General features: G+C 71.4%; 20 protein-coding genes. 9 read left to right on the top strand and 11 right to left on the bottom strand.

Translation table 11 applies throughout. The annotated features are described in order from the left end of the window. Nucleotides 1-4: 4 nt before the first annotated feature. The 4 genes from DDZ18_RS08970 to DDZ18_RS08955 are packed head-to-tail and all read left to right on the top strand — an operon-like array spanning nucleotide 5 to nucleotide 2,782. Complete coding sequence (locus tag DDZ18_RS08970; protein WP_109253005.1) at nucleotides 5-814, top strand: enoyl-CoA hydratase family protein; 810 nt, start codon at nucleotides 5-7, stop codon at nucleotides 812-814. Nucleotides 815-816: 2 nt separating this feature from the next. Further along, on the top strand, nucleotides 817-1,974 hold the full coding sequence (locus tag DDZ18_RS08965; RefSeq protein ID WP_109253004.1) for an acyl-CoA dehydrogenase family protein: 1,158 nt from the start codon (nucleotides 817-819) through the stop codon (nucleotides 1,972-1,974). Next, nucleotides 1,971-2,393, top strand: a complete 423-nt coding sequence (locus DDZ18_RS08960) for an acyl-CoA thioesterase (protein ID WP_109253003.1) — start codon at nucleotides 1,971-1,973, stop codon at nucleotides 2,391-2,393. Before DDZ18_RS08965 ends, DDZ18_RS08960 begins: the two co-directional genes overlap by 4 nt. Continuing rightward, on the top strand, nucleotides 2,390-2,782 hold the full coding sequence (locus DDZ18_RS08955) for a RidA family protein (protein ID WP_109253002.1): 393 nt from the start codon (nucleotides 2,390-2,392) through the stop codon (nucleotides 2,780-2,782). The genes DDZ18_RS08960 and DDZ18_RS08955 overlap by 4 nt, the downstream gene beginning before the upstream one ends. Here DDZ18_RS08955 and pcaF read toward each other — a convergent pair. Continuing rightward, complete coding sequence (gene pcaF / locus DDZ18_RS08950) at nucleotides 2,779-3,978, bottom strand: 3-oxoadipyl-CoA thiolase (RefSeq protein WP_109253001.1); 1,200 nt, start codon at nucleotides 3,976-3,978, stop codon at nucleotides 2,779-2,781. The genes DDZ18_RS08955 and pcaF overlap by 4 nt on opposite strands. A gap of 71 nt (nucleotides 3,979-4,049) precedes the next feature. Between pcaF and DDZ18_RS08945 the strand changes: the two genes are divergently transcribed. Further along, entirely contained in the window at nucleotides 4,050-5,666 is a 1,617-nt protein-coding gene (locus DDZ18_RS08945) for an AMP-binding protein (protein WP_109253110.1), read from the top strand. A 13-nt stretch (nucleotides 5,667-5,679) separates the two neighbouring features. On the opposite strand, the gene DDZ18_RS08940 is transcribed toward DDZ18_RS08945, so the two are convergent. Together DDZ18_RS08940 and DDZ18_RS08935 are read right to left on the bottom strand one after the other, a co-directional pair. Then, a complete protein-coding gene (locus DDZ18_RS08940) occupies nucleotides 5,680-6,192 on the bottom strand; it encodes a hypothetical protein (protein ID WP_109253000.1) in 513 nt (170 codons plus the stop codon). Next, nucleotides 6,192-8,003, bottom strand: coding sequence for a hypothetical protein (locus tag DDZ18_RS08935; RefSeq protein ID WP_109252999.1), 1,812 nt, complete (start codon nucleotides 8,001-8,003; stop codon nucleotides 6,192-6,194). The genes DDZ18_RS08940 and DDZ18_RS08935 overlap by 1 nt, the downstream gene beginning before the upstream one ends. A gap of 184 nt (nucleotides 8,004-8,187) precedes the next feature. Between DDZ18_RS08935 and DDZ18_RS08930 the strand changes: the two genes are divergently transcribed. Next, entirely contained in the window at nucleotides 8,188-11,232 is a 3,045-nt protein-coding gene (locus tag DDZ18_RS08930; protein ID WP_109252998.1) for a WD40 domain-containing protein, read from the top strand. Here the strand turns inward: DDZ18_RS08930 and DDZ18_RS08925 are convergent. Genes DDZ18_RS08925 through DDZ18_RS08915 form a run of 3 tightly spaced genes read right to left on the bottom strand, consistent with a single transcriptional unit; the run spans nucleotide 11,229 to nucleotide 15,801 of the window. Further along, nucleotides 11,229-12,419, bottom strand: a complete 1,191-nt coding sequence (locus DDZ18_RS08925; RefSeq protein WP_233245778.1) for a cation:proton antiporter — start codon at nucleotides 12,417-12,419, stop codon at nucleotides 11,229-11,231. The two genes, DDZ18_RS08930 and DDZ18_RS08925, sit on opposite strands and share 4 nt — an antisense overlap. 37 nt (nucleotides 12,420-12,456) lie before the next feature. Next, nucleotides 12,457-13,356, bottom strand: coding sequence for a carbon-nitrogen hydrolase family protein (locus tag DDZ18_RS08920; protein ID WP_233245777.1), 900 nt, complete (start codon nucleotides 13,354-13,356; stop codon nucleotides 12,457-12,459). Nucleotides 13,357-13,413: 57 nt separating this feature from the next. Then, entirely contained in the window at nucleotides 13,414-15,801 is a 2,388-nt protein-coding gene (locus DDZ18_RS08915; protein WP_109252996.1) for a tetratricopeptide repeat protein, read from the bottom strand. Nucleotides 15,802-16,025: 224 nt separating this feature from the next. On the opposite strand from DDZ18_RS08915, the gene DDZ18_RS08910 reads away from it, so the two are divergent. Further along, complete coding sequence (locus DDZ18_RS08910; RefSeq protein ID WP_109252995.1) at nucleotides 16,026-17,024, top strand: ATP-binding protein; 999 nt, start codon at nucleotides 16,026-16,028, stop codon at nucleotides 17,022-17,024. On the opposite strand, the gene DDZ18_RS08905 is transcribed toward DDZ18_RS08910, so the two are convergent. Both DDZ18_RS08905 and DDZ18_RS08900 read right to left on the bottom strand, forming a co-directional pair. Further along, entirely contained in the window at nucleotides 17,021-17,524 is a 504-nt protein-coding gene (locus DDZ18_RS08905) for a carboxymuconolactone decarboxylase family protein (RefSeq protein ID WP_109252994.1), read from the bottom strand. The genes DDZ18_RS08910 and DDZ18_RS08905 overlap by 4 nt on opposite strands. A gap of 107 nt (nucleotides 17,525-17,631) precedes the next feature. After that, the gene (locus DDZ18_RS08900) at nucleotides 17,632-18,759 is read right to left on the bottom strand and encodes a M14 family metallopeptidase (protein WP_109252993.1); all 1,128 of its coding nucleotides are present in this window, start codon (nucleotides 18,757-18,759) and stop codon (nucleotides 17,632-17,634) included. 105 nt (nucleotides 18,760-18,864) lie between these two features. On the opposite strand from DDZ18_RS08900, the gene DDZ18_RS08895 reads away from it, so the two are divergent. Together DDZ18_RS08895 and DDZ18_RS08890 are read left to right on the top strand one after the other, a co-directional pair. Continuing rightward, nucleotides 18,865-19,587 (top strand): MBL fold metallo-hydrolase, encoded by a 723-nt coding sequence (locus DDZ18_RS08895; RefSeq protein ID WP_109252992.1) that lies wholly within the window; start codon nucleotides 18,865-18,867, stop codon nucleotides 19,585-19,587. Between the two features lie 81 nt (nucleotides 19,588-19,668). Further along, nucleotides 19,669-20,169 (top strand): GAF domain-containing protein, encoded by a 501-nt coding sequence (locus DDZ18_RS08890; protein WP_109252991.1) that lies wholly within the window; start codon nucleotides 19,669-19,671, stop codon nucleotides 20,167-20,169. 16 nt (nucleotides 20,170-20,185) lie between these two features. On the opposite strand, the gene DDZ18_RS08885 is transcribed toward DDZ18_RS08890, so the two are convergent. The 3 genes from DDZ18_RS08885 to DDZ18_RS14235 all read right to left on the bottom strand — a co-directional run bounded on the left by DDZ18_RS08885 (nucleotide 20,186) and on the right by DDZ18_RS14235 (nucleotide 22,196). Continuing rightward, a complete protein-coding gene (locus tag DDZ18_RS08885; protein ID WP_109252990.1) occupies nucleotides 20,186-20,635 on the bottom strand; it encodes a hypothetical protein in 450 nt (149 codons plus the stop codon). A 30-nt stretch (nucleotides 20,636-20,665) separates the two neighbouring features. After that, nucleotides 20,666-21,904, bottom strand: a complete 1,239-nt coding sequence (locus DDZ18_RS08880; protein WP_109252989.1) for a hypothetical protein — start codon at nucleotides 21,902-21,904, stop codon at nucleotides 20,666-20,668. Nucleotides 21,905-22,067: 163 nt separating this feature from the next. Further along, nucleotides 22,068-22,196, bottom strand: coding sequence for a hypothetical protein (locus DDZ18_RS14235; protein ID WP_269845067.1), 129 nt, complete (start codon nucleotides 22,194-22,196; stop codon nucleotides 22,068-22,070). Nucleotides 22,197-22,277 lie beyond the last annotated feature (81 nt).

The following is a 22,277-nucleotide window of genomic DNA, read 5'->3' as shown; positions in this document are numbered from 1 at the left end:
ATTGATGGATCCGAACAGCTTCAAGCCGGCCCATTTCCGCTGGGACTTCGCCGACGGGGTGGGCGTCGTCACGCTCGACCGGCCGGAGAAGAAGAACCCGCTCACCTTCGAGTCCTACGCCGAGCTGCGCGATTTCTTCCGCGCCCTCGACCAGGCGCCGGAGGTGAAGGCGGTGGTCCTCACCGGCGCCGGGGGGAATTTCTGCTCGGGCGGCGACGTTCACGAGATCATCGGCCCGCTCACCGAGAAGGACATGCCCGGCCTGCTCGAATTCACGCGCATGACCGGCGATCTCGTGAAGGCGATCCGGCACTGCCCGCCCCCGGTGATCGCCGCTGTCGAGGGCGTGTGCGCCGGCGCCGGGGCGATCCTCGCGATGAGCGCCGATCTCAGGCTGGCGACGCCGGACGCGAAGACCGCCTTCCTGTTCAACCGCGTTGGGCTCGCCGGCTGCGACATGGGCGCGTGCGCGATCCTGCCGCGCATCATCGGCCAGGGCCGGGCGAGCGAGCTGCTGTTTTTCGGCCGCTCGATGAGCGCGGAAGAAGGCGAGCGCTGGGGCTTCTGGAACCAGCTGGTCGAAGACGGCCCGGTGCTCGACGCGGCGAAGGCGTGGGCGGCCCGCATCGCGGCGGGGCCCAATTTCGCCAACGCCATGACCAAGGCGCAGCTGAACGCCGAGTGGGACATGGGGCTCGACCAGGCCATCGAGGCCGAGGCCCAGGCCCAGGCGATCTGCATGCAGACCGAGGATTTCCGCCGCGCCTACCGCGCCTTCGTGGCGAAGGAAAAGCCCGTCTTCGAGGGGAATTGAGCGTGGCCGATCAAAGCTATCTCGACTGGCCCTTCCTCACCGATCGCCATCGCGACCTCGCCCGCCGGGCGCGCGACTGGGCGGAAAAGACGTTCGGCGCCGACGGCTTCGCCGAGCACGGCGATGTCGACGCCGAATGCCGCGATCTCGTGAAATCGCTCGGCGCGGCGGGCTGGCTGAAGCTGAGCGCGCCGGGCGGCGACGACCCGCTCGACGTCCGCTCGCTGTGCCTGATGCGCGAGACTCTGGGCTATTACTCGGGGCTCGCCGATTTCAGCTTCGCCATGCAGGGGCTGGGCTCGGGCACGATCTCGCTGTTCGGCGACGCCGCGCAGAAATCCGCCTGGCTGCCGGGCGTCGCCTCGGGCGAGGCGATCGCCGCCTTCGCGCTCACCGAGCCCGAGGCGGGCTCCGACGTCGCCGCGCTGTCGCTGGAGGCGAAGCGCGACGGCGACGATTACGTGCTCGACGGCGAGAAGACCTACATCTCCAACGGCGGGATCGCGGACTTCTATGTGGTCTTCGCGCGCACCGGCGAGGCGGGATCGCGCGGGATCAGCGCCTTCATCGTGCCCGCCGACGCGGCCGGCCTCGAGATCCGCGAGCGCATCGAGGTGATCGCGCCCCATCCGCTGGCGCGTCTCGGCTTCGAAGGCTGCCGCGTGCCGGCGTCGAACCTGATCGGCGAGGAGAACGCCGGGTTCAAGTACGCCATGGCGACGCTCGACGTGTTCCGCTCCACCGTGGCCGCCGCCGCCCTCGGCTTCGCCCGGCGGGCGCTGGACGAGGCGCGGTCGCGGGCGGGTTCGCGCGAGCTTTTCGGCGGGACGCTCGCCGACCTGCCGGTCGTGCAGTCGCAGATCGCCGAGATGGCGCTCGATATCGATGCGGCCGCGCTGCTCATCTATCGCGCCGCCTGGATGAAGGATTCCGGCGCGCCGCGGGTCTCGCGCGAAGCCGCGATGGCCAAGCTCCACGCCACCGAGACCGCGCAGGCGACCATCGACAAGGCCGTCCAGATCTTCGGCGGGCTGGGCGTGACGAAGGGCTCGGTTCCCGAGGCGCTCTACCGCGAGATCCGCGCATTGCGCATCTATGAGGGCGCCTCGGAAGTGCAGAAGCTGATCATCGCGCGCCACGCGCTCGCGGAGGGCGCATGAGCGTCTTCGAGCACCGCCGCGCGATCCGCTTCGCCGACATGGATCCGGCGGGGATCGTCTTCTATCCGCGCTATTTCGAGATGATCAACGAGACCGTCGAGGCCTGGTTCCGCGAGGCGCTGGACCACGGCTTCGACGAGATGATCCTGAAAGAGCGCTTCGGCGTGCCGCTGGCGCGCATCGAGGTCGATTTCAAGACGCCAGGCGGACTCGACGACGAGCTCGTTTTCCGGCTGACGGTGGAGCGCATCGGCGGGGCGTCGGCGGCGCTGCGCATCCGGGCGCTGTGCGGCGAGGAAGTCCGTTTCGAGGCGCGGCTGACCATCGTCTATCTCGACATCGACGCCCACAAGCCGACGCCCATTCCCGACGGGCTGCGCGCGCGGATGACCGATTTTCTCGAGGAGGTCGAGCGATGAAGGTGCTGCAGCCGCCGGGCTGGCCCCGGCCGAAGGGCTATTCCAACGGGATCGAAGCGCGCGGCCGCCAGGTCTTCGTCGCCGGCCAGATCGGCTGGGACGCGACCGGAACCATCGTCTCCGACGACTTCGCCGACCAGTTCGAGCAGGTGCTGAAGAACACGCTCGCCGTCCTCGCCGAGGCCGGCGCCGGACCCGAGCACGTGGCGCGCATGACCGGCTACATCACCGACCGCGACGCCTATCTCGACGCCGCGCCGAGGCTCGGCCCGATCTGGAAGGCCCTGATGGGCCGGCATTATCCCGCCATGGCCTTCGTCGTCGTCGCGGGTCTGATCGAGCCGGCCGCGCAGATCGAGATCGAGACGACGGCCGTCGTCGAGGACTAGGTCCGCTCCAGCACCATCGCCGCGCCCTGGCCGACGCCGACGCACAGCGTGACCAGCGCGTAGCGGCCGTTCTCGGCGTGGAGGCGCTGGGCGGCGGTGAGCGCCAGCCGCGCCCCGCTCATGCCGAGGGGATGGCCGAGCGCGATCGCCCCGCCCCAGGCGTTGAGGCGCTTGTCGTCGTCTTCAATGCCCCATTCGCGCGTGCAGGACAGCACCTGGGCGGCGAAGGCTTCGTTGAGTTCGATGACGTCGACATCGTCCAGCGCGAGGCCCGCGTGGGCGAGCGCCTTGGCCGTCGCCGGGACAGGGCCGATCCCCATCGTGCGCGGCGGGACGCCCGCTGCGGCGTAGCCGACCACGCGGGCGAGGGGGGTCAGTCCGAGCGCCCGGCCCGAGGCCTCGTCGCCGACGATCAGCGCCGCCGCCCCGTCATTCACCCCAGAGGCGTTGCCGGCGGTGACGCTCCCGTCCTTTCTGAAGGCGGGTTTGAGCCCGGCGAGCTTGTCCTCGTCGACGCCCGGGCGGGGATGCTCGTCGGCGTCGACGATCACGGGATCGGCCTTGCGCTGCGGGATCTCGACCGGCGCGATCTGGGCGGCGAGCCTGTCGGTCGCCTCGGCGGCCAGGCGCTGGGACCGCGCGGCGAAGCGGTCCTGATCGGCGCGGTCGATTCCGCGCTCCTCGGCCAGGTTCTCGGCCGTCTCGCCCATCGATTCCACGCCGTAGCGCGCCTCGATCTCCGGGTGGACGAAGCGCCAGCCGATGGTGGTGTCCTCCATCTTCGCCGCGCGCGAGAACGCCGTCTCGGCCTTCGCCATGACGAAGGGCGCGCGGGACATGCTCTCCACCCCGCCCGCGAGCGCCAGGCCGATATCGCCCGTCCGGATCGCGCGCGCGGCGTGGGCGACGGCCTCGAGCCCGCTGGCGCACAGCCGGTTCACGGTGACGCCGGGGACCGTCTCGCCGAGACCGCTCAGAAGCGCGGCCATGCGCGCGACATTGCGATTGTCCTCGCCGGCCTGGTTGGCGCAGCCCAGCACGATCTCCTCGACGCGTTCGGCCAGCTCCGGGCCGTGGCGCTCGACCAGCGCGCGCAAGGGATGGGCGGCGAGATCGTCGGCGCGCACCGACGACAGCGCGCCGCCATAGCGCCCGATCGGCGTGCGCACGCCGTCATAAAGAAAGGCTTCCTTCATACGCTGTTCCTCATGCAACAATGCGCGCCGATTCAATGCGCTCGCAGGAGTTCGGGGACGGCCGCATGCCGATGGAGCCTACGGGATACGCCGACAGTTTCGCGCGGGACAATCTGCCCGACGAGGATGACTGGCCGGACCTGATATTCAACCGTCCCGGGCTGCAATACCCGCCCCGCCTCAACGCCGCCGTCGAGCTGCTCGACAAGACCGTCGCCGCCGGCCATGGCGACCGGGTCGCCGTGTACTCCAGCGAGAAGACGCTCACCTACGCCGAGCTCAACGCCGCGGCGAACCGGCTCGCGCACGTCCTCGTCGACGATCTCGGCCTCGTGTCCGGAAACCGCGTCCTGCTTCACGGCGGCAATTCGGCCGATCTCATGATCGCCTGGCACGCCGTGCTCAAGGCCGGCGGGATCGCGGTCGCGACCATGCCGATGCTGCGCGAAACCGAGCTCACCAAGATCGTGAGGAAGGCCGAGGTGCGCCTCGCGCTCGTCGATCCGCGCTTCGCCGAACCCGCCCAGGAATCGCAGGCCGCCGGGAGCGGGCTCGAGCGCGTCGCCGAGTTCGGTCCGCATTCCACGCTCGAAGAGATGGCCGCCGGCAAGCCGGCGACGTTCGAGGCCTGCGATGCTGCGGCCGACGACGTCGCGCTGCTGGCCTTCACCTCGGGCACGACGGGCGAGCCCAAGGCCTGCGCGCACTTCCATCGCAGCATCCTGGCGATGGCCGACACCTTCGCGCGGCATTGTCTCGATCCGCAGCCCGGCGACGTCTACGCCGGCACGCCGCCCTTCGCCTTCACCTTCGGGCTCGGCGCCTTCGTGGTGTTTCCCGCGCGGTTCGGGGCGGCCGTCGCGCTGCCCGACCGGCCGGGCTTCGAGGCGCTGTGCGAGACCATCGAGCGCTTCGGGGTCACCCACACATTCACCGCGCCGACGGGCTATCGCGCCATGATCGGCCTGGCCGAGCGGTTCGACCTGTGCTCGCTCAAGGGCGGGGTCTCGGCCGGAGAGCACCTGCCCGAGGCGACCTGGCGGGCCTGGAATGAGACCACCGGCGTCGAACTCATCGACGGCATCGGCGCGACCGAGATGATCCACATCTTCATTTCCGCGCCGGCCGGCGAGATCCGCCCCGGCGCGACCGGCAAGCCGGTTCCGGGCTACGAGGCGCGCCTCATCGACGACGCCGGCGCGCCGCTGGCGGTTGGGGAGACCGGCCGGCTGGCCGTGCGCGGTCCGACGGGCTGCCTCTACCTCGCCGACGAGCGGCAGAAGTCGTACGTGCAGGACGGCTGGAACGTCACCGGCGACGTCTTCCGCACCGATGAAGACGGCTATTTCTGGTACGTCTCGCGGTCGGACGACATGATCGTGTCGTCGGGCTACAACATCGCCGCCATCGAGGTGGAGCAGGCGCTGCTGAAGCACGACGCCGTCGCAGAGTGCGCGGTCGCCGGGCGGCCCTGCGCCGAGCGCGGCGCGATCGTGAGCGCCCATGTCGTGCTCAAGGATCCCGCCCGGGCCGGCGACGCGCTCGCCCGCGAGCTGCAGGATTTCGTCAAGGCGACGATCGCGCCCTACAAGTATCCCCGTGCGGTCGCCTTCGTCGACGATCTGCCCAAGACCCAGACCGGCAAGCTTCAGCGCTTCCGGCTGGAGAACCGCGACGAGAGCGCCTGACGCGGCGGCGGCCTCACACCACGATCTCGACGATCGGCGCGCCGCGCCGGCGGGCGATCTCCATCACGTCGTGCGTGCCGCCGGGCCCCGCCGGTTCGCCGCGGTCGTGGACGGCGATCAGCGCATCGATGCGTTCGACCATCGCGATCCCCGCGGCGCGGTAGCGCCCGCTCGGGGAGGCCGGCGCCTCCGCGGCGCGGGCGACGACGACCGTCTCGTCGGCGCGCCGATGCAGACGGCGGAACGCGGCGCGCGCCCGGCGGCTCGCGAAGTCCCGCTCGTACGCCGAGGCTGGCTTCGGCAGCAGCGCCGTCAACGTCCATCCGCGCTTGAGCGCCTCGCGCGCGACGATCGTGTCGGCGCCTTCGGCGAGCCCGGAGACCAGCCGCATCTCCGCGCCCGTCGCCCCGGCGGCGCGTTCGAGCCGCGCCAGCACCCGGCGCGCGCGGCCCGGCAGGCGGAAGATCGCCCAGCTGCTGAGCCGGTTCGGCCGATGGCCCGTCACGCCGATGATCCGCGCAGCCATCACGCAGCTTCGGCGTCGCCGTCGATCAGATCGCGGACATGGCGGACGAGGTCGCGATCGGCCGCGGTCTCCTCCGGCGCCGTTGCGGTCTCGAGCCGCGCCAAGCCCGTTTCGCTCGTCTCCAGCCAGTCCTCCAGCGCCAGCACGAAGCGCACGTCGTAGCTCTGCGTCTCCGGCGTGAGCGCATCGAACGGTTTCAGGTCGCCGTGAATGCGCCGCGCCCGGTCGGTCTTCTCGCCGGGCCGCCAGCCTTCGAGGCGCCGGTCGATGACCCAGCGCACATGCTCGAGCTCCGCCAGGCGCACGAGCTCGGCGGCGTTGCGGTAGAGCGGCTCGCCCGGTGCGAGCGCCGGCGCGGCGTTGGGCGAGAGCGAACGCGTCGCGACCCAGTCGCGGATGTCGAAGCCGGCGGCGAGCAGCTTGGCGGGGATGTGCGAGACGGCGCGGCGGTTGGAGACGCGGTACTTCTCGCTGAGGAATTCCCACGGCTGGTCGGCGTCGCGGCCCGAACCCGCGTCGCGATAGGCGTCGTGGTAGGACTTCGCCCGCGCGTCCGGGTCCTCCTCGAGCAGGCCGGTCGCGGCGATCACCTCCTCCCAGCGCGCGAAGGCGATCAGCTGGCGCGGGTCGTAATCGAGACTCGGTCCGCACTCGGGCAGGCCCGCGCCGTTGCGGGCGCGCACGAAGATCGGGCAATCGAACAGGTGCTCGCGCTCGCCGAGTTCGCGCAGGGCGAGCGCCGAGACCAGCGGCGAGAAGGCTTCGCCCGGCGCGGCGTAGATGGCGTGCAGCGGCGTGCGCGCGCAGCGGTCGCGCAGGATCTCGAGGCCCTGCCGGTCGATCGCGTCGGCGCGCGCCTCGATGAAGGCGAGATCGAGGATATCGGAGAGATCGCCGTGACGGGCTGCGAAGCCGTCGGCGCGCCGGCGGGCCTCGGGGTCGACGACGGTGACCATGGGCGGCGCGCCGGGGCTGTGCGCGCCGGAGTTCAGAAGCTCGGTGGCGATCGCCTCGCCCAGCGCGCCGAACCCGGCGATCAGGACATGGACCGGCGCGCGCGCCGAGCCGTCCGGCGCCAGGAAGGGCGGATGGCGGGCGATCACGGCGCGGGCCGCGGCGGCGGCCTCGGAGACGACAGTCAGCCGGTCGCCGCGATGCTCGGCGTCGACGGCGATGTCGGAGACGTGGTTGAGCCGCTCGGCCAGCCAGGGCTGCTTGATGAAGGCGAAGATCGCGGTCTCGGGATAGCTGCGCGACAGCGTGAGCGCGGTCTGGGCCGTCGCCGCGTCGGTGGTTTCGGCGACGATGATGCGCGCCGCGCTCCTGAGGCTGCGCTGCATCACGTCCTGCTGGAGGCTCACCGCCCGGCGCAGGGTGAGCACGCCGTCCCAGTCGTCCTCTTCGGCGTCGGCGTGATGGGTGACGGTCCGGCCGCGCACGGCCAGCGCCTCGGCGAAGCGCCGCGCGAAGGGGTGGTCGCCGAGCACCACGGCGTGGCCGCGCCGCCACGACGCCTGGAAATTCTTCACCTGCGTCCGCAGCAGGGCGTAGCCGATCTGGATGAGCGTGCCCGTCGTGGCGAGAAAGCCCGACCACCGCGCAAGGCGGAGGCTCGCCGGCTCGCCGTATGCGCCGAGCTCGTTGTAGACGTCGCTGAATGTGAACGCCTTGATCGTGCGGAAGAAGGCGTTCTCGATCAGCGCGAAACCGGTGAACTCGCCGGACAGCGCGACGCTCCAGCCCCACACGCCCGCGACCAGGGTGAGGACCGCGAGCGCGATCGGCGTCGCCGCGATCAGCTGTCTCGCCATCCGGATACCTCGCGCCCGCCGCCGGCGCGGCCGGCGCCGCGCCATTCCCTCCCGATCTGTCTAAAGCGCTCCGCCGTCTCGGGGAAGACCGGCCGGACCGGCGGCGACACGGCTCCGGCATAAGAAATGGCTGACCCGTCGGGGTGGAAAGGTTAATATCCCGCGGTTCGGAAGGGGGATCTCAATGGCGCGCGACCCGTGGGGCCAGTACGCCTACAAGGCCTTCATCAGCTACAACCACAAGGACGTGGGCTGGGCTGAATGGCTGGAGACCGAGCTCGAGGCCTTCCGCGTGCCGATCGACCTGATCGGCGCCTGGGCGCCGCCCGGACCGGTGCCTTCAGGCGTGTCGCCCGTGTTCCGCGATCGCACCAGCCTCGCCGCCGGCTCGCATCTCGACGACGGGCTGCGCGAGACGCTCGACGCCTCGGCTTCGCTGATCGTGGTGTGCAGCCCGAACTCGGCGAAGTCGGATTACGTCAACGAGGAGGTCGCCCACTTCAAGCGCTCGGGCAAGGGCCACCGGATCTTCCCGATCATCGTGGGCGGCGAACCCTTCGACAAGAAGAACGAGTGCTTCGTCGAGGCGCTCAAGCGCGAGATCGACCCGTCCACGGGAGAGCTCACCAAGACCGAGACCGCGCCGATCGCCGCAGACGCCCGCAAGGAAGGCGAGGGCCGCGACGAAGCCTTCGTCAAGCTGGTCGCCGGCCTGCTCGGCGTCGATGTCGGCGAGCTGCGCGAAAAGCACAACGTCAAGCTCGAGCAGGAAAAGGCCGAGGCGGTCCGCCGCGCCAAGATCGCGACCTACGCCTCCCTCGCCGCCCTGGTGCTGATGGTCATCGCCGGGGGAATCGGCGTCGGCGCCTACCAGCAGCGCCAGTCCGCGCTGGCCCGCGAATCCGAACTCGTCGCGCGCTATGTCCAGAAATCCTTCGGCCGCGGCGAGGAGGTCGTCGCCGCCGCCCTGCTCGCCGAAGTGCTGCCGACGACGTCGGGCGCGCTGCTGTCGCGGCCTGAGACGCCCGAGGCGATCGAGCTCGCCGCCGACCTGCTGGATTCGCGCGTGCTGACGCGCACGCTGAATTCCCATGAAGGCCCGGTGCGCATGTCGGCGCTGAGTCCGGACGGGACGCGGATCGCCACGGCCTCGGCCGATGGTGCGGCGCGCGTCTGGGACGCCGAGACCGGCGAGCGGCTTGCCCTGATCGAGCATGAGGGCGAGGTCGCGTCGGTCGTGTTCAGCCGGGACGGGGCGCGCGTGCTCACCGCCTCGGCCGACGGGACGGCGCGGGTGTCCGACGCCGAAACGGGCGAGCAGATCGCCGTCTTCAGCCAGGAGGCGCCCTTGCGCGCAGCCGTCTTCGATTCCGCCGGCGCGCGGGTCGCGACCGCCGGCGAGGACGGGACGGCGCGGGTCTGGCGGCTCTCCGACGGCGAGCAGGTCGTCGCGCTCGATCACGATGACGCCGCCGTGGTCTCGCTCGCCTTCCGTTCCGACGGCCGGCAGATCGTGACGATCGCCGCCGACGGCGCGGCCCGGCTCTGGGATCCGGTCAACGGCCGGCTGACGGCGACGATGCGTCATGACTCTCCGATCCGCACGGCCCGCTTCAGCCCGCGCGGCTGGCGCCTCGTCACGGCGTCGGGCGACGGGCCGGCGCGCGTCTGGCGCACCAATGGCGGCGCGCTGCTCGACGAGGTGAGGGCGGAGGCCGACGCCGGGCTGGAGAGCGCGGCGATGAGCGCGGCGTTCAGCCCGTTGAGCGATCAGCTGATCACGACGTCGAGCGACAACGCGATCCGCATCTGGGACGCCCGGCCGGGCGTCGACATCAAGCTCGGCGCCACGCTGCGCGGCCATTCCGCCGCGGTCTGGGACGCCGTCTACAGCGCCGACGAGTCGGTCATCATCACGGCGGCGCGCGACGACACGATCCGCGTCTGGGACCCGGAGACCGAGGAGACCCGCGGCGTGCTGCGCCTGGCCGCGCTGTCTGACGCGCGCGCCAACACGCATTCCGGCGACGCCGCCGAGCCGCCGGCCGGACAGATCGCGCTCAGCGCCGACGGCTCGCGGCTCGTGACGCTGGCGGGCGACCATCGCGCCGCGGTCTGGTCGCTCGACGCGCTCAGCGCCGGCGCGCGCGCCAGCGTCGCCCTGGACGGTCATGGCGACCGCGTGCGCCGCGCCGTCTTCGATCCGCTCGGCGAGACGCTAGCGACCGGCTCCGACGACAAGGACGCCGCGATCTGGGACGCCTCCGGCGAGCGGCTCTCGGTGTATTCGGGTCACGCCGCGCCGGTGCGCGACGTGGCCGTCAGCCCGGACGGCGCGTGGCTCGCGACGGCCTCCGACGACGGCACGGCGATCGTCTGGAACCGCGAGACCGGCAAGCTCGAAGCGATGTTCGAGGGCCATGAAGGCCCGGTCCTCGATCTCGCCTGGGCGCCCGACGGCGCGTGGCTCGCCACCGCCTCGGCCGATCGCACGGTGCGGCTCTGGGACGTCGGTTCCGACGCGCCGACGCGCGTGCTCCGCGATCATGGCGGCGGCGTGCGTTCTGTCGCGATCAGCCCCGACGGAACGCAGATCGCGACCGGCTCCGAGGACGGCGTCGCGCGGCTCTGGAGCGTGGAGACCGGCGAGGTCGTCTCGGCCTTGCGCGGGCACGCCGGCTGGATTCGCCGGGTGGCGTTCAGCGGCGACGGGAGCCGGCTCGTATCGGCGTCCGACGACACGACGGCCGTCGTCTGGGAGCTCGCGACCGGCCGGCGCCTGCAGATTTTCCGGCACGGCGAACGGGTCAACTGGGCGGAGTTCTCGCCGGCGCGCGCCGAGGTGGTCACCGCCTCGGCCGACGGCGCGGTGCGGTTGTGGGACGTGCGGACCGGGTTCGAGCGATCGCGGCTGGCCGAGACCGCCGGCGAGGTCTTCCAGGCGAGCTTCTCGCCGGACGCCGGGCGGCTGGTGATCGTGGCCGACGACGGACCGCCCCGGCTGCTCGACCTGCCGGAGCGGCGCGTCGAGGCCTCCGTCGAGTCGGTGCGCAGCGAACTCGCCTCGCTCGATGTCCAGCGCACGCCGGAGGCGTTGCTCCAGGAGCTGGGACTGAACGTCGACGCGCCGCCGCCGTTCGAGCGCTACGGCCTGCTAGACTGGCGCTGGTGGTTCGGCGAACGCAGCCTCGCTAACCGGCTCTTCGCCGGGCGCGCCGAGGAGTCCTAGTCCCTTGCGTCCGTCTCGCCGGCGCGCTTGAGCAGGATGCGCGTGGCGATCGGGCCGGCGATCTCGAACAGGATCGTCGTCGTCACGGCGACGTTGAGCAGGGTGTCTCCGATCGACGGCAGCGCGTCCCGCGCGACGAGCGCCATGCCGAGGGCGACGCCGGCCTGCGGCGTCAGCATCAGCCCGATCCGGCGCGACTGCGCATCGTCGAGCCCGCCGGCGCGCCCGCCGATCCAGCCGCCGAGAAACCGGCCGGCGGTGCGGAAGACGAGATAGCCGCCGGTCAGCGCGAGCGCGCCCGTCAGTCCGGCGGGGTCGAAGCCCGCCCCGGCGAGCACGAAGAAGACGATCAGGAACGGCCAGCTGATGTGCTCGATCTCGTGGAACGAGTAGTCGTGATGCCGGGCGAGGTTCACGATCACCGCGCCCGCCGTCATGCCGGTCAGCAGAAGCGAGGCGCCGAGCCATTCCGCCACGCCGGCGCAAAGCAGGACGAGGCCGAGCGCCTCGGCGAGCGTCGGTTCGCCGGGCCGGATGCGGCCGGAGGCGAACGACGCGGGCAGCCCGACGGCCGCGCCGATCGCGAGCGACTTCCCGATCTCGGCCGCGCCCGCGCCGAACCCGCCGGCGATTCCGTCGCCGGCTGCGGCGAGCACGCCGAGCAGGACGCTGAAGGTGATGATCGCCCAGGCGTCGTCGATCGCCACGATGCCGAGGATGGTCCTGGTGACCGGGCCGTCGGCGCGGGTCTCCGAGACGACGTCCCGGATCGCGGCGGGATCGGTGGCGACGCCGACGCCGGCCAGGGCCAGCGCCAGCGCGATTGGCGCGCCCAGTGCGGCCAGACCCGCCGTCATGACGGCGAACGTGACCAGGCTGACCAGCAGCGAGACCCAGACGATCGCCCGGCCGTGGCGTCTGAGCGAGGCCAGCGAAAGCTCGCCGCCCAGCAGGAAGGCGACCATGGTCAGGGCGAGATCGGCGGTGATCTCGCGCCAGTTCTCCGCATCGATCGGCAACAGCCCGAACCCCGCCGGCCCGATGATTGCGCCGAACACGACCAGCAGCGTGATGCGCGGCAGCCGCGTGCGCCGGCCCAGCGCGTCCAGCGCCAGTCCGGCCAGCAGCAGCACGCCGAAAGTCGTGAGGATCGGCGCGAGGCCGGCGAGGGCGGCGGTGTCGGTCACGGTGATGTCGCGCCTCCGGCGGCGGAACGCCCGCCGATTATGGCAGGTCGGATTCGGGCGGAAACACGTCCGGCCGCGTGTAGTGGCCGGCCGGGTCGAGATCGAGCGCCGAGCCGATCAGCTCGCTTTCGTCGAACGCGACGGTGAAGACGCCGCGCTGGTCGAAGACCGGCGCGTGCAGCACCTCGCCCATCGGCGAGACGATGCAGCTTCCGCCGCGGATCAGCACGGCGTCGGGATCGTCGCCCTGGATCGGATGGAAGCCATCATCGGGCCCGTCGGCGCGCGTCATCATCTGGCAGGCGCTGGCGACGAGACAGCGGCCTTCCAGCGCGATCATGCGCATGGAGGGCAGCCAGACCTCGCGGTCGTCGACGGTCGGCGCGCACCAGTAGCGCGTTCCGCGCTCGTAAAGATGCGCGCGGTAGCGCGGCATGTAGTTCTCCCAGCAGATCGCCGTCGCGGCGACGCCGATATCGAGCGCGGCGGGCTCGATCGTCGAGGCGTCGCCCGAGCCCCAGATCACGCGCTCCATCGCCGTGGGCATGAGCTTGCGATGCCAGCCCGCGATCGCGCCCGAGCGGTCGAACGTCGCCGTCGAGCAGTAGAGCGTGCGGTGTACGCTTTCGATCAGTCCGGCGACGCAGTTGACGCCGGCCTCGCGGACGAGCCGCGCGATCTTGTCGAGGCGGGTCGAGCCGCGCGGAAACGCGCTTTCGAAATAGCGCCTGTAGAGCTCGCGGCTCTCGGGCAGACGCATGCCGACCCGGATCCCGAAATCCACGCCCTTGGGGTAGCCGCCGAGAAACGCCTCCGGAAAGACGACGAGATCGGCGTTCGCCTCGGCCGCCTCGGCGAGCCGGCGCGCAAAGCGCGCGATCGTCTCGTCGGCGTCGAAAAGCTTCGGTGCGTCCTGAACGACGGCGATGACGCTCAATGGAATGCTCCCGGCCCGCTGCGGAGCCGGGAGCATAGACTGCGATCGTCAGAGGGGTCAGCCCGCTGCGGCGCGCCCGAATGTCGGCGTCGCGACCTCGCGCGGCGGTCCGCGGTGCACCGCGCGAACCCGGCGGATATGCTCGGTCATTTCGCCGGCGCGGGCCTTGTCGCCGACGGCGGCGAAGGCGTCGCGCGCGGCCTCGAAATTCTCCAGCGCGTGATCGAGCGCTTCCGGGTTCTGGGTCATCGGGAACAGGCGCACATAGGTCTCGCCGATCTTGCGCCGGGTCGCGGCGTGCGGACCGGGCTCCGTCTCGCGGCCGCGCAGGCTCAGCGCCTCGGCGAAGGCCGCCAGGGCGGACTTCAGGCGCTCGCGGTCGCGCAGCATGTGGCCGGCCTCCTGGAGCGCCACGCCCAGCGCATGCTGGGTGTTCGCCCAGCGCGTCGGGACGACGTCAGGGTCGAGCAGGTCCAGCGCGGCCTGCAGGGTTTCGGCGGCGCTGTCCATCAGCTCGGACTTTTCGCGAATCCGGCCCAGCATGCTCAGCGTGACGCCGAGATTATGCAGCATCGCCGCGCGGCTCTCCGGCTCGGTCTCGTCGCGGCCGCCGAGGGCGTCCGTGTAGCATTCCACGGCGCGCTCAAGCAGGGCGGCGTCGCGGCGGCCGCCGCCGAGCACGCGCAGCGCGTCGCCCATCTGGCGGCGGGTCTCGGTCCACTCGGCCGACATGGTCGCCGGCGTGCGGACCTCGAGCGCGTGGTTGAACGCCGCGATGGAGGCCTCGAGATGGACGCTGTCGCCGGTCCGGGCGGCCAGCGTCTTGAGGATGCGGCCGCGGACGTCCTGCAGGCGCGCCCATTCGACGGGATCGCGCTTGCGCGACGTCAGATCGAGCGCCTCGCAAACCGCGGCGTCGGCGTCGCGCAGGCGCGAGGCGTCTCCCGTCAGGCGCGAGAGCAGATGCAGCGCCTCGGCGGTCAGGGCGCGCATGCGGGCGTGGTCGGCGACCTGGCCGGCGCGGGAATGGACCTCCTCGGCGTCGCGGCAGATCGCGATCGCCTCGCGCACCGGCGACTGGTCGCGGGAGCGCTCGCCGAGCTGCAGCAGCGCCTTGGCGAGCTGTTCCTGGGTGCGGGCGCGGTCTGAGGCCAGCCCGCCGCGCTTGCGCAGCTGCAGGCCCTCGCGGAAGGCGGCGACGGCCTCGCGCAGGCCGCGCGCCGTGGGGTCGTCGGCGGCCAGCAGCATCAGCGCCGCGCCCTTCTTGTCCTGGAGACCGGCCCACTCCTCGGGCGCGTCGTCGTAGCTGAGCACGCGCTCGGCGGTGACATAGGCCTCGATCGCGTCCTCGGCCCGGGCGTTGCGGCCGGTGACGCGCGCGGCCGCCATGATCGCATCGCCCAGCCCGACATGGGCGTGGGCCCAGCTCACCGAGCCGGTCTTGCGCGCCATGGCGTCGACGGCGCCGCGATAGCCCTCGGCGGCGGCGTACGCCGCGCCGGCGTCGTCGAACCTCTCGGCGACCCGGAGCAGCGCGTCGGACGCGCGCAGGCGGGCGTGGGCGGATCGGAAGCGTCCGTCGGAGCGCGCTCCGGCGGCGATCCGCGCCAGCCGCATCTGCGCCGAGCGGCGGTTCTTCAGCGCGCGCGCCTCGAGCAGATCGAAGGCCTTTTCGACGGCGGCCTCCTCGCCGGTCGCCAGCAGGGCGTCGACATCGGACTGGTCGCGCCCGGTCGCCGCCGCCCGCAAGCGCATGGCGGCGTGCACGAGGCCGACGAGCAGCAGCGCCTCGACGAAGCCGCGCGCGAGCACGGCCGTCCATCCGGCGGTCGCCGCTGCATCCGCCCAACCCAGCGACGCCGCGGCGTCGCCCATCGGCAGCGCGCGCGCGGTTTCAGTCCACAGGAACATGACGGGGCCGAGCAGCCCGGCGCCGCCGTCTCCCAGCGCCAGCCGGCTCGCGCCGACGAACGCGACCCAGACGCCCAGGAACACGCCGGCGAGCGTTTCGACGCGAAGGTCGACGCGGTCGATGAGCGTCGCGCCGCGATCGGCCGCCTCGTCGGCGTCGGCCCGCATCCGGCCCCGGACCCGCATCAGGCCGACGCTGAGAAACAGCGCCGAGCCTGATGCGGCCAGCGCGGCCGGGACGGGGGCGAGGAGGGCGACGGCCAGCAAGGCGATCCAGGCCGCGGCGAACGCCGCGCGACGCGGAAGGGGCTTGCGCAGGGTGAGGCCGAGGGGCGCGCGGGCGGCGAGCGCGATCGCGCCGTCGATGCGGGAAAACGCGTCCAGCGTCGGGGCGTGGCGAACGCGTCCGAGCACGCCGCGCAGCGCGAGCCACCCGATTGCGGCGGCCGCTCCAAGGCTGAGCGCGGCGGCGGCGCCGTTGGCGAACGCGGCAAACGCCGCGGAGAAATCGATGCCCTGAAGAAGAATGTCCACGCGCCTATCGGTTGCGCCGCCTCGCTGGCGGGAACCGCCTCTTCCTGCTGTGTCAGGAAAAACTCTGCGCCCGGGGTGTTAACCGGGTATTACGCGCATGATCCGGCTGAAATTTAGGTTAACGTCTTCTTTTCGCTCGGCATCGCCGGGCGGGCGGCGATGCGTCGCCTTGAGACCGGACGGCCGAGCGGCTAGGTCCTTCATGAAAGGCGGGCGGGACGCTGATGCGGGACATACAGATCGAATTCCGGCGGCTGGTCGACGAGATGTACGACGCCAGCCTGCTCGTCGACGTGGCGTCGCGCACGATCGTGTACGGCAACGCGGCCGCCGAGGCGCTGCTCGGCTATCCGGTCGACGAGCTGGCGCAGATGTCGCCCGCCGACATTCACCCGCACGAAATCCCCCGGGTCGAGGCGTTTCTCGACGCGGTGATGGCGTCCGGCAACTGGACCTCCGACGCGCTGTCCTGCCGGGCGCGCAGCGGCCAGCGGATTCCGGCCGATGTCCGGGCCACCCGGATCCGGTTCGACGATCGCGATTTCGTCTTCCTCGTCATTCGCGATCTCCGCACCGAGCAGCTCGCCCGGCTTGGCGCTTCGGTGAGGGCGGTGGCCCACGATCTTCGCAACACGCTCGCCACCGCGCAGCTGCTCACCGAGCGACTCGCCGAAGCCGACGACGCGCGCGTGCGGCGAAGCGCCGACGTGCTCGCACGCTCGATCGGGCGCGCCGTCGCGATGTGCACGGATGCGGTGATGACCGGACGCTCGGGCGAGCGGACGCTCGACCGGATGCGCTTCCTGCTCGTCGATCTCGTCGAGGAGCTCGAGGCGACCGTGAAACCGTCCTCGCCGGACGCCCCGGGCGTTCGCGGCGAGGCCGCCGAGACCGTGGCGCTGGACGCCGACTACGACCAGCTTTACCGGCTGTTTCTCAACCTCGCCCGCAACGCATTCGCAGCCGGCGCGTCGTCGGTCGTCATCCAGCCGGACCAGGACCGCTCGACCGCGGACATGATCGCGATCACGGTGTGCGATGACGGCCCCGGACTGCCGGCGGACGCCGAGGCGACATTGTTCGAGGAGAAGAGCTGGCGATCCGACGCGAGCGGTCTGGGGCTGTCCATCGCCCGGGAGATCGCGCTCGCCCATGGCGGCGAGCTGCGGCTGGTCGAGAACGGTCCCGAAGGCGCATGCTTCGAGCTGCGCCTGCCGCGCTAGCCCGGCTTGCGGAATTCCGGATCCAGCGGCGTCCGGTCGAGGTTCGCCGCATATGTGGCTGTCGTATAGAGCCCGATCAGGCCGATGATCTCGACCAGCGCGCCCTCGCCGAGCCCGGCGGCGGCGAGATCGGCCTTGTCGGCCGGGCCCAGCCCGCCCGCGCGCTCCAGGATCCGGCGGGCGGCGTCCACCACCAGCCGCGCGCGCGGCTCCGAGGGCCGGCCGCCGGACAGGGTCGCGGCGACGTCCTCGCGCGCGACGCCGGCGGCTTCGGCCAGGCGTTCGTGCGCCGTCGAGCAGTAGGGGCAGGCGTTGACGGACGCCACGCACAGCGCGATCAGCTCGCGGTCGGCGGCCGACAGCTCGCCGTCGGTTTCGAGCCGCGACTGCGCCTCGCGCACGGCGGCCTGCGCCGCCGGACTCTTCATCAGGCTGCGGTAGATGTTCGACAGCGATGCGGCGGTCTCGCCGCCTGACGGCGCGTTCGTGTCGGACTTCATGGACTTGACGCTTTCCCTCGCGACGCTCTCATCCGCAAGCTAGCACCGCAGCGCCGTTATGCGGATCAAGACGCCGTGAGAAACCGCGCCGGGGCTTCACGTCCGCGTCAACGAAGCCGATCCATCACCGCGCGCATGGCGTCGAGATTGGCCGCGCCGAGCTTGCGGGCGTGAGCGGGCGACCAGCCGTGGACCGGGTCGGGGGCCTCGACGCAGTCCTTGAACGACATCTCCAGCGTCATCGCCAGGCCGCCGAAGGTCTCGGCCATGTAATTCGTCGCGATCGACAGATCGGCCGCGCCGGGGGCGTCGACGGGATAGCCCTTCGCGGTCTGGAAGTCCGGCGTGATCGCCGCGAGGGCGTCCTTGTAGGCTTCAAGCAGCGCGCCCTGCTCGTCGGTGAAGCTCGGGGCGCCCTCGCCGCCGGCGATGAAGTTGTGGGGCAGGGCCTCGTCGCCGTGCATGTCGAGGAAGAGATCGACGCCGGTCTCGGCCATGCGCTCGAGCACGGCGTGGACCTCCGGGCTGTTCTCGGGGCTCGCCTTGTTCCATTCGCGATTGAGGTTCACGCCCTTGGCGTTCGTGCGCAGATGCCCGCGCGCCGAGCCGTCCGGGTTCATGTTGGGAACGACGTGGAACACCGCCCGGTCGAGCAGGGCGCGCGCCACGCCGTCGGCCGGGTCGAGCAGTCGCTCGAGCAGGCCCTCGGCGGCCCATTCGGCCATGGTCTCGCCGGGATGCTGGCGGGCGGTCACCCAGATCACCGCCTTGCCCTCGCCGGGTTCGCCGATCACGAGCCGGTCGAGCGTCCGCCCGTCGAGGGTCTCGCCGATGACGTCGAGGCGCGCGCGCGGCGACGCCTGGCAGCGGGCGAGGAGATCGGCGTGGCGCTCCATCGAGTAGGGCGCGAAATAGGCGTACCAGACGGCGTCGGCGTCGGGCGTGTGGCGGATGACGAGCTTGCCGTCGACATAGTCGGTCGGCACGCGCACCCAGGTCTCGCGGTCGGTCGAGGCGACGGCGCGATAGTCTCGCCAGCCGTCGGGATAGGCCGCCCCGGCTGCATTCTCGATCGTCATGACGCAGTCTTGCCCGCGCGCGCCGGTGAGGCGGAAATGGAACCACTGATAGAAGTCGGAGCCGTTGTCCTTGCGGATCTCGAGACGGATATCGCCCGGCGTCTTGGCGGATTTGACGACGATGTTGCCGGAGTCGAAGACGCTGGAGACGCGCATGTCGGGATCCTTCCTGGTGGCGGGGTGCGGAGCGGGCGCTCGCGGGAACGTCGCGCGGTCTAGCGCATTCCGCACGTTCCCGACAGGCGCCGAAGCGGGCGATCCATGAAGCTCACATTTCTCGGCACCCGGGCGAATATCGCCGCGAGGAACGATCGCCATCGCCGGCACAGCGCGCTGCTGGTGGAGTACGCGGAGGCGCGGCTGATGATCGATTGCGGCGCCGACTGGCTGGGCCGCGTCGGCCAGGTGCGTCCGCACGCGATCGCGGTCACGCACGCCCATCCCGATCACGCCTTCGGCCTGGAGGACGGCGCGCCGTGCCCGGTCTACGCGACGCCGGCGAGCCGGGCGGCGCTGGAGGATTTCGCGATCGCGGACCTGCGCACGGTTCGGCCCCGCGCGCCGGAGACGCTCGCCGGGATCACCTTCGAGGCGTTCGAGGTCGTCCACTCGATCCGCGCGCCCGCCGTCGGCTACCGGATCGAGGCGGGACGCGCGGCGATCTTCTACGTCCCCGACGTCGTCGACATCGTCGACCGCGACGCGGCGCTTGCGGGTCTCGACGTCTATGTCGGCGACGGCTCCAGCCTGACGCGGCCGCTCGTGCGTCGGCGGGGCGAGCAGCTGTTCGGCCACACCACGATCCGCGCCCAGCTGGGCTGGTGCGCCGAGGCCGGCGTCGACCGGACGATCTTCACCCATTGCGGCTCCCAGATCGTCGAGGGCGACGAGCGCACGCTGCGGGCGGAGCTGCGCCGGCTGGCGCGGGAACGCGGCGTGGGCGAGGCCCGCTTCGCCCATGACGGCATGACGCTGGTGCTGTGATCCGCACGGCGTCGTGAGCGGGGCTTCCATCGCGCGCGGCGAGGCTTACCTTGCGCGGGACGAGCAGTCCGGAGACCGATCATGGCCGAAGCGATGAGCCAGGCCCCCGCCGGGGAAACGAAGGCGGAGGCCTATGCGCGGCTGAACAAGGAGATCGCGAGCGTCGTCGCCGGCGAGACCAGCGCCACGGCGCGCTATGCGAGCGCGGCGTGCCTGCTCGCCCACGCCTTCGCGCCGCGCTTCTTCTGGACGGGGTTCTACGTGGTCGATCCCGACAAGCCCGAGGAGCTGGTCGTCGGGCCCTACCAGGGCACGCTGGGCTGCCTGCGCATCCCGTTCGGCCGGGGCGTGTGCGGCGCGGCGGCGGCGTCCGGCGAGACCCAGCTCGTCGCCGACGTCCACGCCTTCCCGGGCCATATCGCGTGCGACAGCCGGACCAATTCGGAAATCGTCGTGCCGGTTTTCGACGCCGCCGGCCGGCTGGCCGCCGTGCTGGACATCGACAGCGAGCAGCCGAACGCGTTCGACGAGACCGATCGCTACGGTCTCGAGGCGATCTGCCGGAGCCTGCTGACGGCCTGACGCAAAAGCTTGCGGCCTAGAACAGGCCGAACAGCTTGCGCTTCTTCTTCGGCTTGGCCTCGGCGTCGCGCTTGGCGGGCTTCTTCTTGCGGCCGCGCTTCGACTTGGCCGCCTCCGCGGCGTTGCGCGTGGCCGCGTCGGGGGCGGGCACATGGCGCGGCTGCAGCTGCGGCGCGCCCGGCGCGCACATCTCCGCATCGCATAGCGCGCCGTCCATCGCGACCGAGGCGATCGGCGCGGCGGACCCGTCGGGACGGGCGTAGTCGCCGAGCCCGAGCCGCGAGCGGACTTCCGTGCGGAACGTCGCCGCGCGGCTGTCGAGATGCTCGCGGCGGATCTCCAGCTCGCGCAGGCGGCTGAGATCGGCCGGCCGCGGCGAGCGCACCGCGTTGGAGCCGTCCAGGCGCGCCTTCGAAAGGGCCTGGCGGGCCCGTTCGATGTTCAGGCGGGTGTTTTCAGTGCTCATCTCACACCTCCACAACTCGCCGACCCTCCCTCAGGTCTTTCGAGCATACCACTCCACCCCGCTTGTGCGCGATATCATTAACACATCGACGTCGCCGCCCACCCCGGTCTGCGTCTGGTGCAGGTCCGTCTTGAGAATATTGAGCTCCACCAGGGCCTTGGATGTCTCCGCGATCTGCTTCTTGCCGGAGGCGGCGACGACCTGGATGAATGGATTTATGAATTCTTCCTGCGAGACCATCTGAACCGTCTTGATGAACTCCATCGTCAGGCCGGGCAGGGCGTCGGCGTGGAGCGCGTCCATCACCTCGGCGATCTTGGCGTCGTCGACGCCGGCCTGGCGCAGGGCGGCCTCGGCGGCGGACTCGTTCGTGATCAGGTTCATCGAGATCATCAGGTCGAACATGAGCGGATGCACGCCGCGCAGGAAGGCGTGGGTCATGTCGGCCTGGGCGAAGGTGCGCACGAAGGCGTTCGGCCCGTCGTCGACGCCCACCGGCGTCGTCTCGTCATGGGCGCGCTTCATCACGCCGTCGACGAGGATCGAGGCGTAGTGGTGGCTGTAGACCGGGAACACGTCGGCGGTTCCGAAGCCGGCGAAGACCAGCCCGGCGAACGGCTCCAGGAAGGCCGGCTTGGTCACCAGCATGTAGGCGAAGTCGAACAGCTTCGCGCGCATCTCGTCCTGGGTTCCGAACGCGCCGAGCGCCTCGGCGATCAGCGAGTCGAGCATCTCGCCGTAGAGCTGGAAGAAGCGCTCGCGCGTCATCTCCGAGAAGATCGGCAGCGGCTCGCGCTCGGCTCCGGCCTCGTCGGTGGCGAGATGGCCGCGATAGAGATCGAGCGCGGCTTCGAAGGCGGCCTCGTCGTCCTCGAGATTGAGGCCGGGATAGCCGCGCAGCGCGCGGGCGTGATCGAGCACGGTCAGGAAGGCCGCGCGCATCAGCTCCTCGAACTCCTCGCGCTCCTCCTTCTCGGGGAAGAGCTGGCGATTGTTGTCGATGAAGCTGAAGAAGGCCTGCGCGCACTGGCCGACGCTCTCGAATTCGCTGCCGCCGTGCTCGCGCTGGAAGGCGTGGGCGATATGCGCCCAGGACCGACCCAGCACGTCGCCGCGCGCATAGACCATCATCGCCATGTTGTCGGTCAGCGGCAGGATCTTCTCCGCCTCGAGCGTGACCACCCCGTCCTGGCCGCCGCCGTAGGTCACCGCGCTGTCGGCGGCGAGCGCCACCGCCTGGCGGTTCATGATCATGACTTCGGAGGTCATCGCCTCTCCACCCCTCGGAACCCTCGCGCGCCCGGTGCGGCGGCCCCTCCCGCCGCGGACGCGATCGTTGACGAAACGTTAGCGCGCGGCGCCGGGACTGTTAAGGCGACAATCCGGACGCGGCGGGCTCGGGCGCGAGGCGCGGCGCCGGCGCAACGGTCGGTTACTGGAACAGGGCGCGCAGGCCGGTGTTCTGGGGCTGCTCCTCGAAGCTTCCCACGGCCATGTAGACGCGGTTCGCATGACCGCCGTCGGGCGCGCCGGCGATGGCGGAAAGAAGCGTCCTGATCATGAAATCCGTCCCTGTCGCGCCCCCGACGCCGCACGCTAGCGCGTCGGGCGGAGCCGTCCAGCGACGAGGCGGCCGTCTCAA

The sequence above is a fragment of the Marinicauda salina genome, assembly GCF_003122085.1.
GTDB lineage: Bacteria > Pseudomonadota > Alphaproteobacteria > Caulobacterales > Maricaulaceae > Maricicauda_A > Maricicauda_A salina.
This window is presented reverse-complemented; position numbering and strand designations above follow the sequence as displayed.

Excerpts from the sequence above, each read along its gene's own strand:
- DDZ18_RS08970 (WP_109253005.1), top strand. The coding sequence starts at position 5 with ATGGATCCGAACAGCTTCAAGCCGGCCCATTTCCGCTGGGACTTCGCC.
- DDZ18_RS08960 (WP_109253003.1), top strand. The coding sequence starts at position 1,971 with ATGAGCGTCTTCGAGCACCGCCGCGCGATCCGCTTCGCCGACATGGAT.
- DDZ18_RS08955 (WP_109253002.1), top strand. The coding sequence starts at position 2,390 with ATGAAGGTGCTGCAGCCGCCGGGCTGGCCCCGGCCGAAGGGCTATTCC.
- pcaF (WP_109253001.1), bottom strand. The coding sequence starts at position 3,978 with ATGAAGGAAGCCTTTCTTTATGACGGCGTGCGCACGCCGATCGGGCGC.
- DDZ18_RS08945 (WP_109253110.1), top strand. The coding sequence starts at position 4,050 with ATGGAGCCTACGGGATACGCCGACAGTTTCGCGCGGGACAATCTGCCC.
- DDZ18_RS08940 (WP_109253000.1), bottom strand. The coding sequence starts at position 6,192 with ATGGCTGCGCGGATCATCGGCGTGACGGGCCATCGGCCGAACCGGCTC.
- DDZ18_RS08935 (WP_109252999.1), bottom strand. The coding sequence starts at position 8,003 with ATGGCGAGACAGCTGATCGCGGCGACGCCGATCGCGCTCGCGGTCCTC.
- DDZ18_RS08930 (WP_109252998.1), top strand. The coding sequence starts at position 8,188 with ATGGCGCGCGACCCGTGGGGCCAGTACGCCTACAAGGCCTTCATCAGC.
- DDZ18_RS08910 (WP_109252995.1), top strand. The coding sequence starts at position 16,026 with ATGCGGGACATACAGATCGAATTCCGGCGGCTGGTCGACGAGATGTAC.
- DDZ18_RS08905 (WP_109252994.1), bottom strand. The coding sequence starts at position 17,524 with ATGAAGTCCGACACGAACGCGCCGTCAGGCGGCGAGACCGCCGCATCG.
- DDZ18_RS08900 (WP_109252993.1), bottom strand. The coding sequence starts at position 18,759 with ATGCGCGTCTCCAGCGTCTTCGACTCCGGCAACATCGTCGTCAAATCC.
- DDZ18_RS08895 (WP_109252992.1), top strand. The coding sequence starts at position 18,865 with ATGAAGCTCACATTTCTCGGCACCCGGGCGAATATCGCCGCGAGGAAC.
- DDZ18_RS08890 (WP_109252991.1), top strand. The coding sequence starts at position 19,669 with ATGGCCGAAGCGATGAGCCAGGCCCCCGCCGGGGAAACGAAGGCGGAG.
- DDZ18_RS08885 (WP_109252990.1), bottom strand. The coding sequence starts at position 20,635 with ATGAGCACTGAAAACACCCGCCTGAACATCGAACGGGCCCGCCAGGCC.
- DDZ18_RS08880 (WP_109252989.1), bottom strand. The coding sequence starts at position 21,904 with ATGACCTCCGAAGTCATGATCATGAACCGCCAGGCGGTGGCGCTCGCC.
- DDZ18_RS14235 (WP_269845067.1), bottom strand. The coding sequence starts at position 22,196 with ATGATCAGGACGCTTCTTTCCGCCATCGCCGGCGCGCCCGACGGCGGT.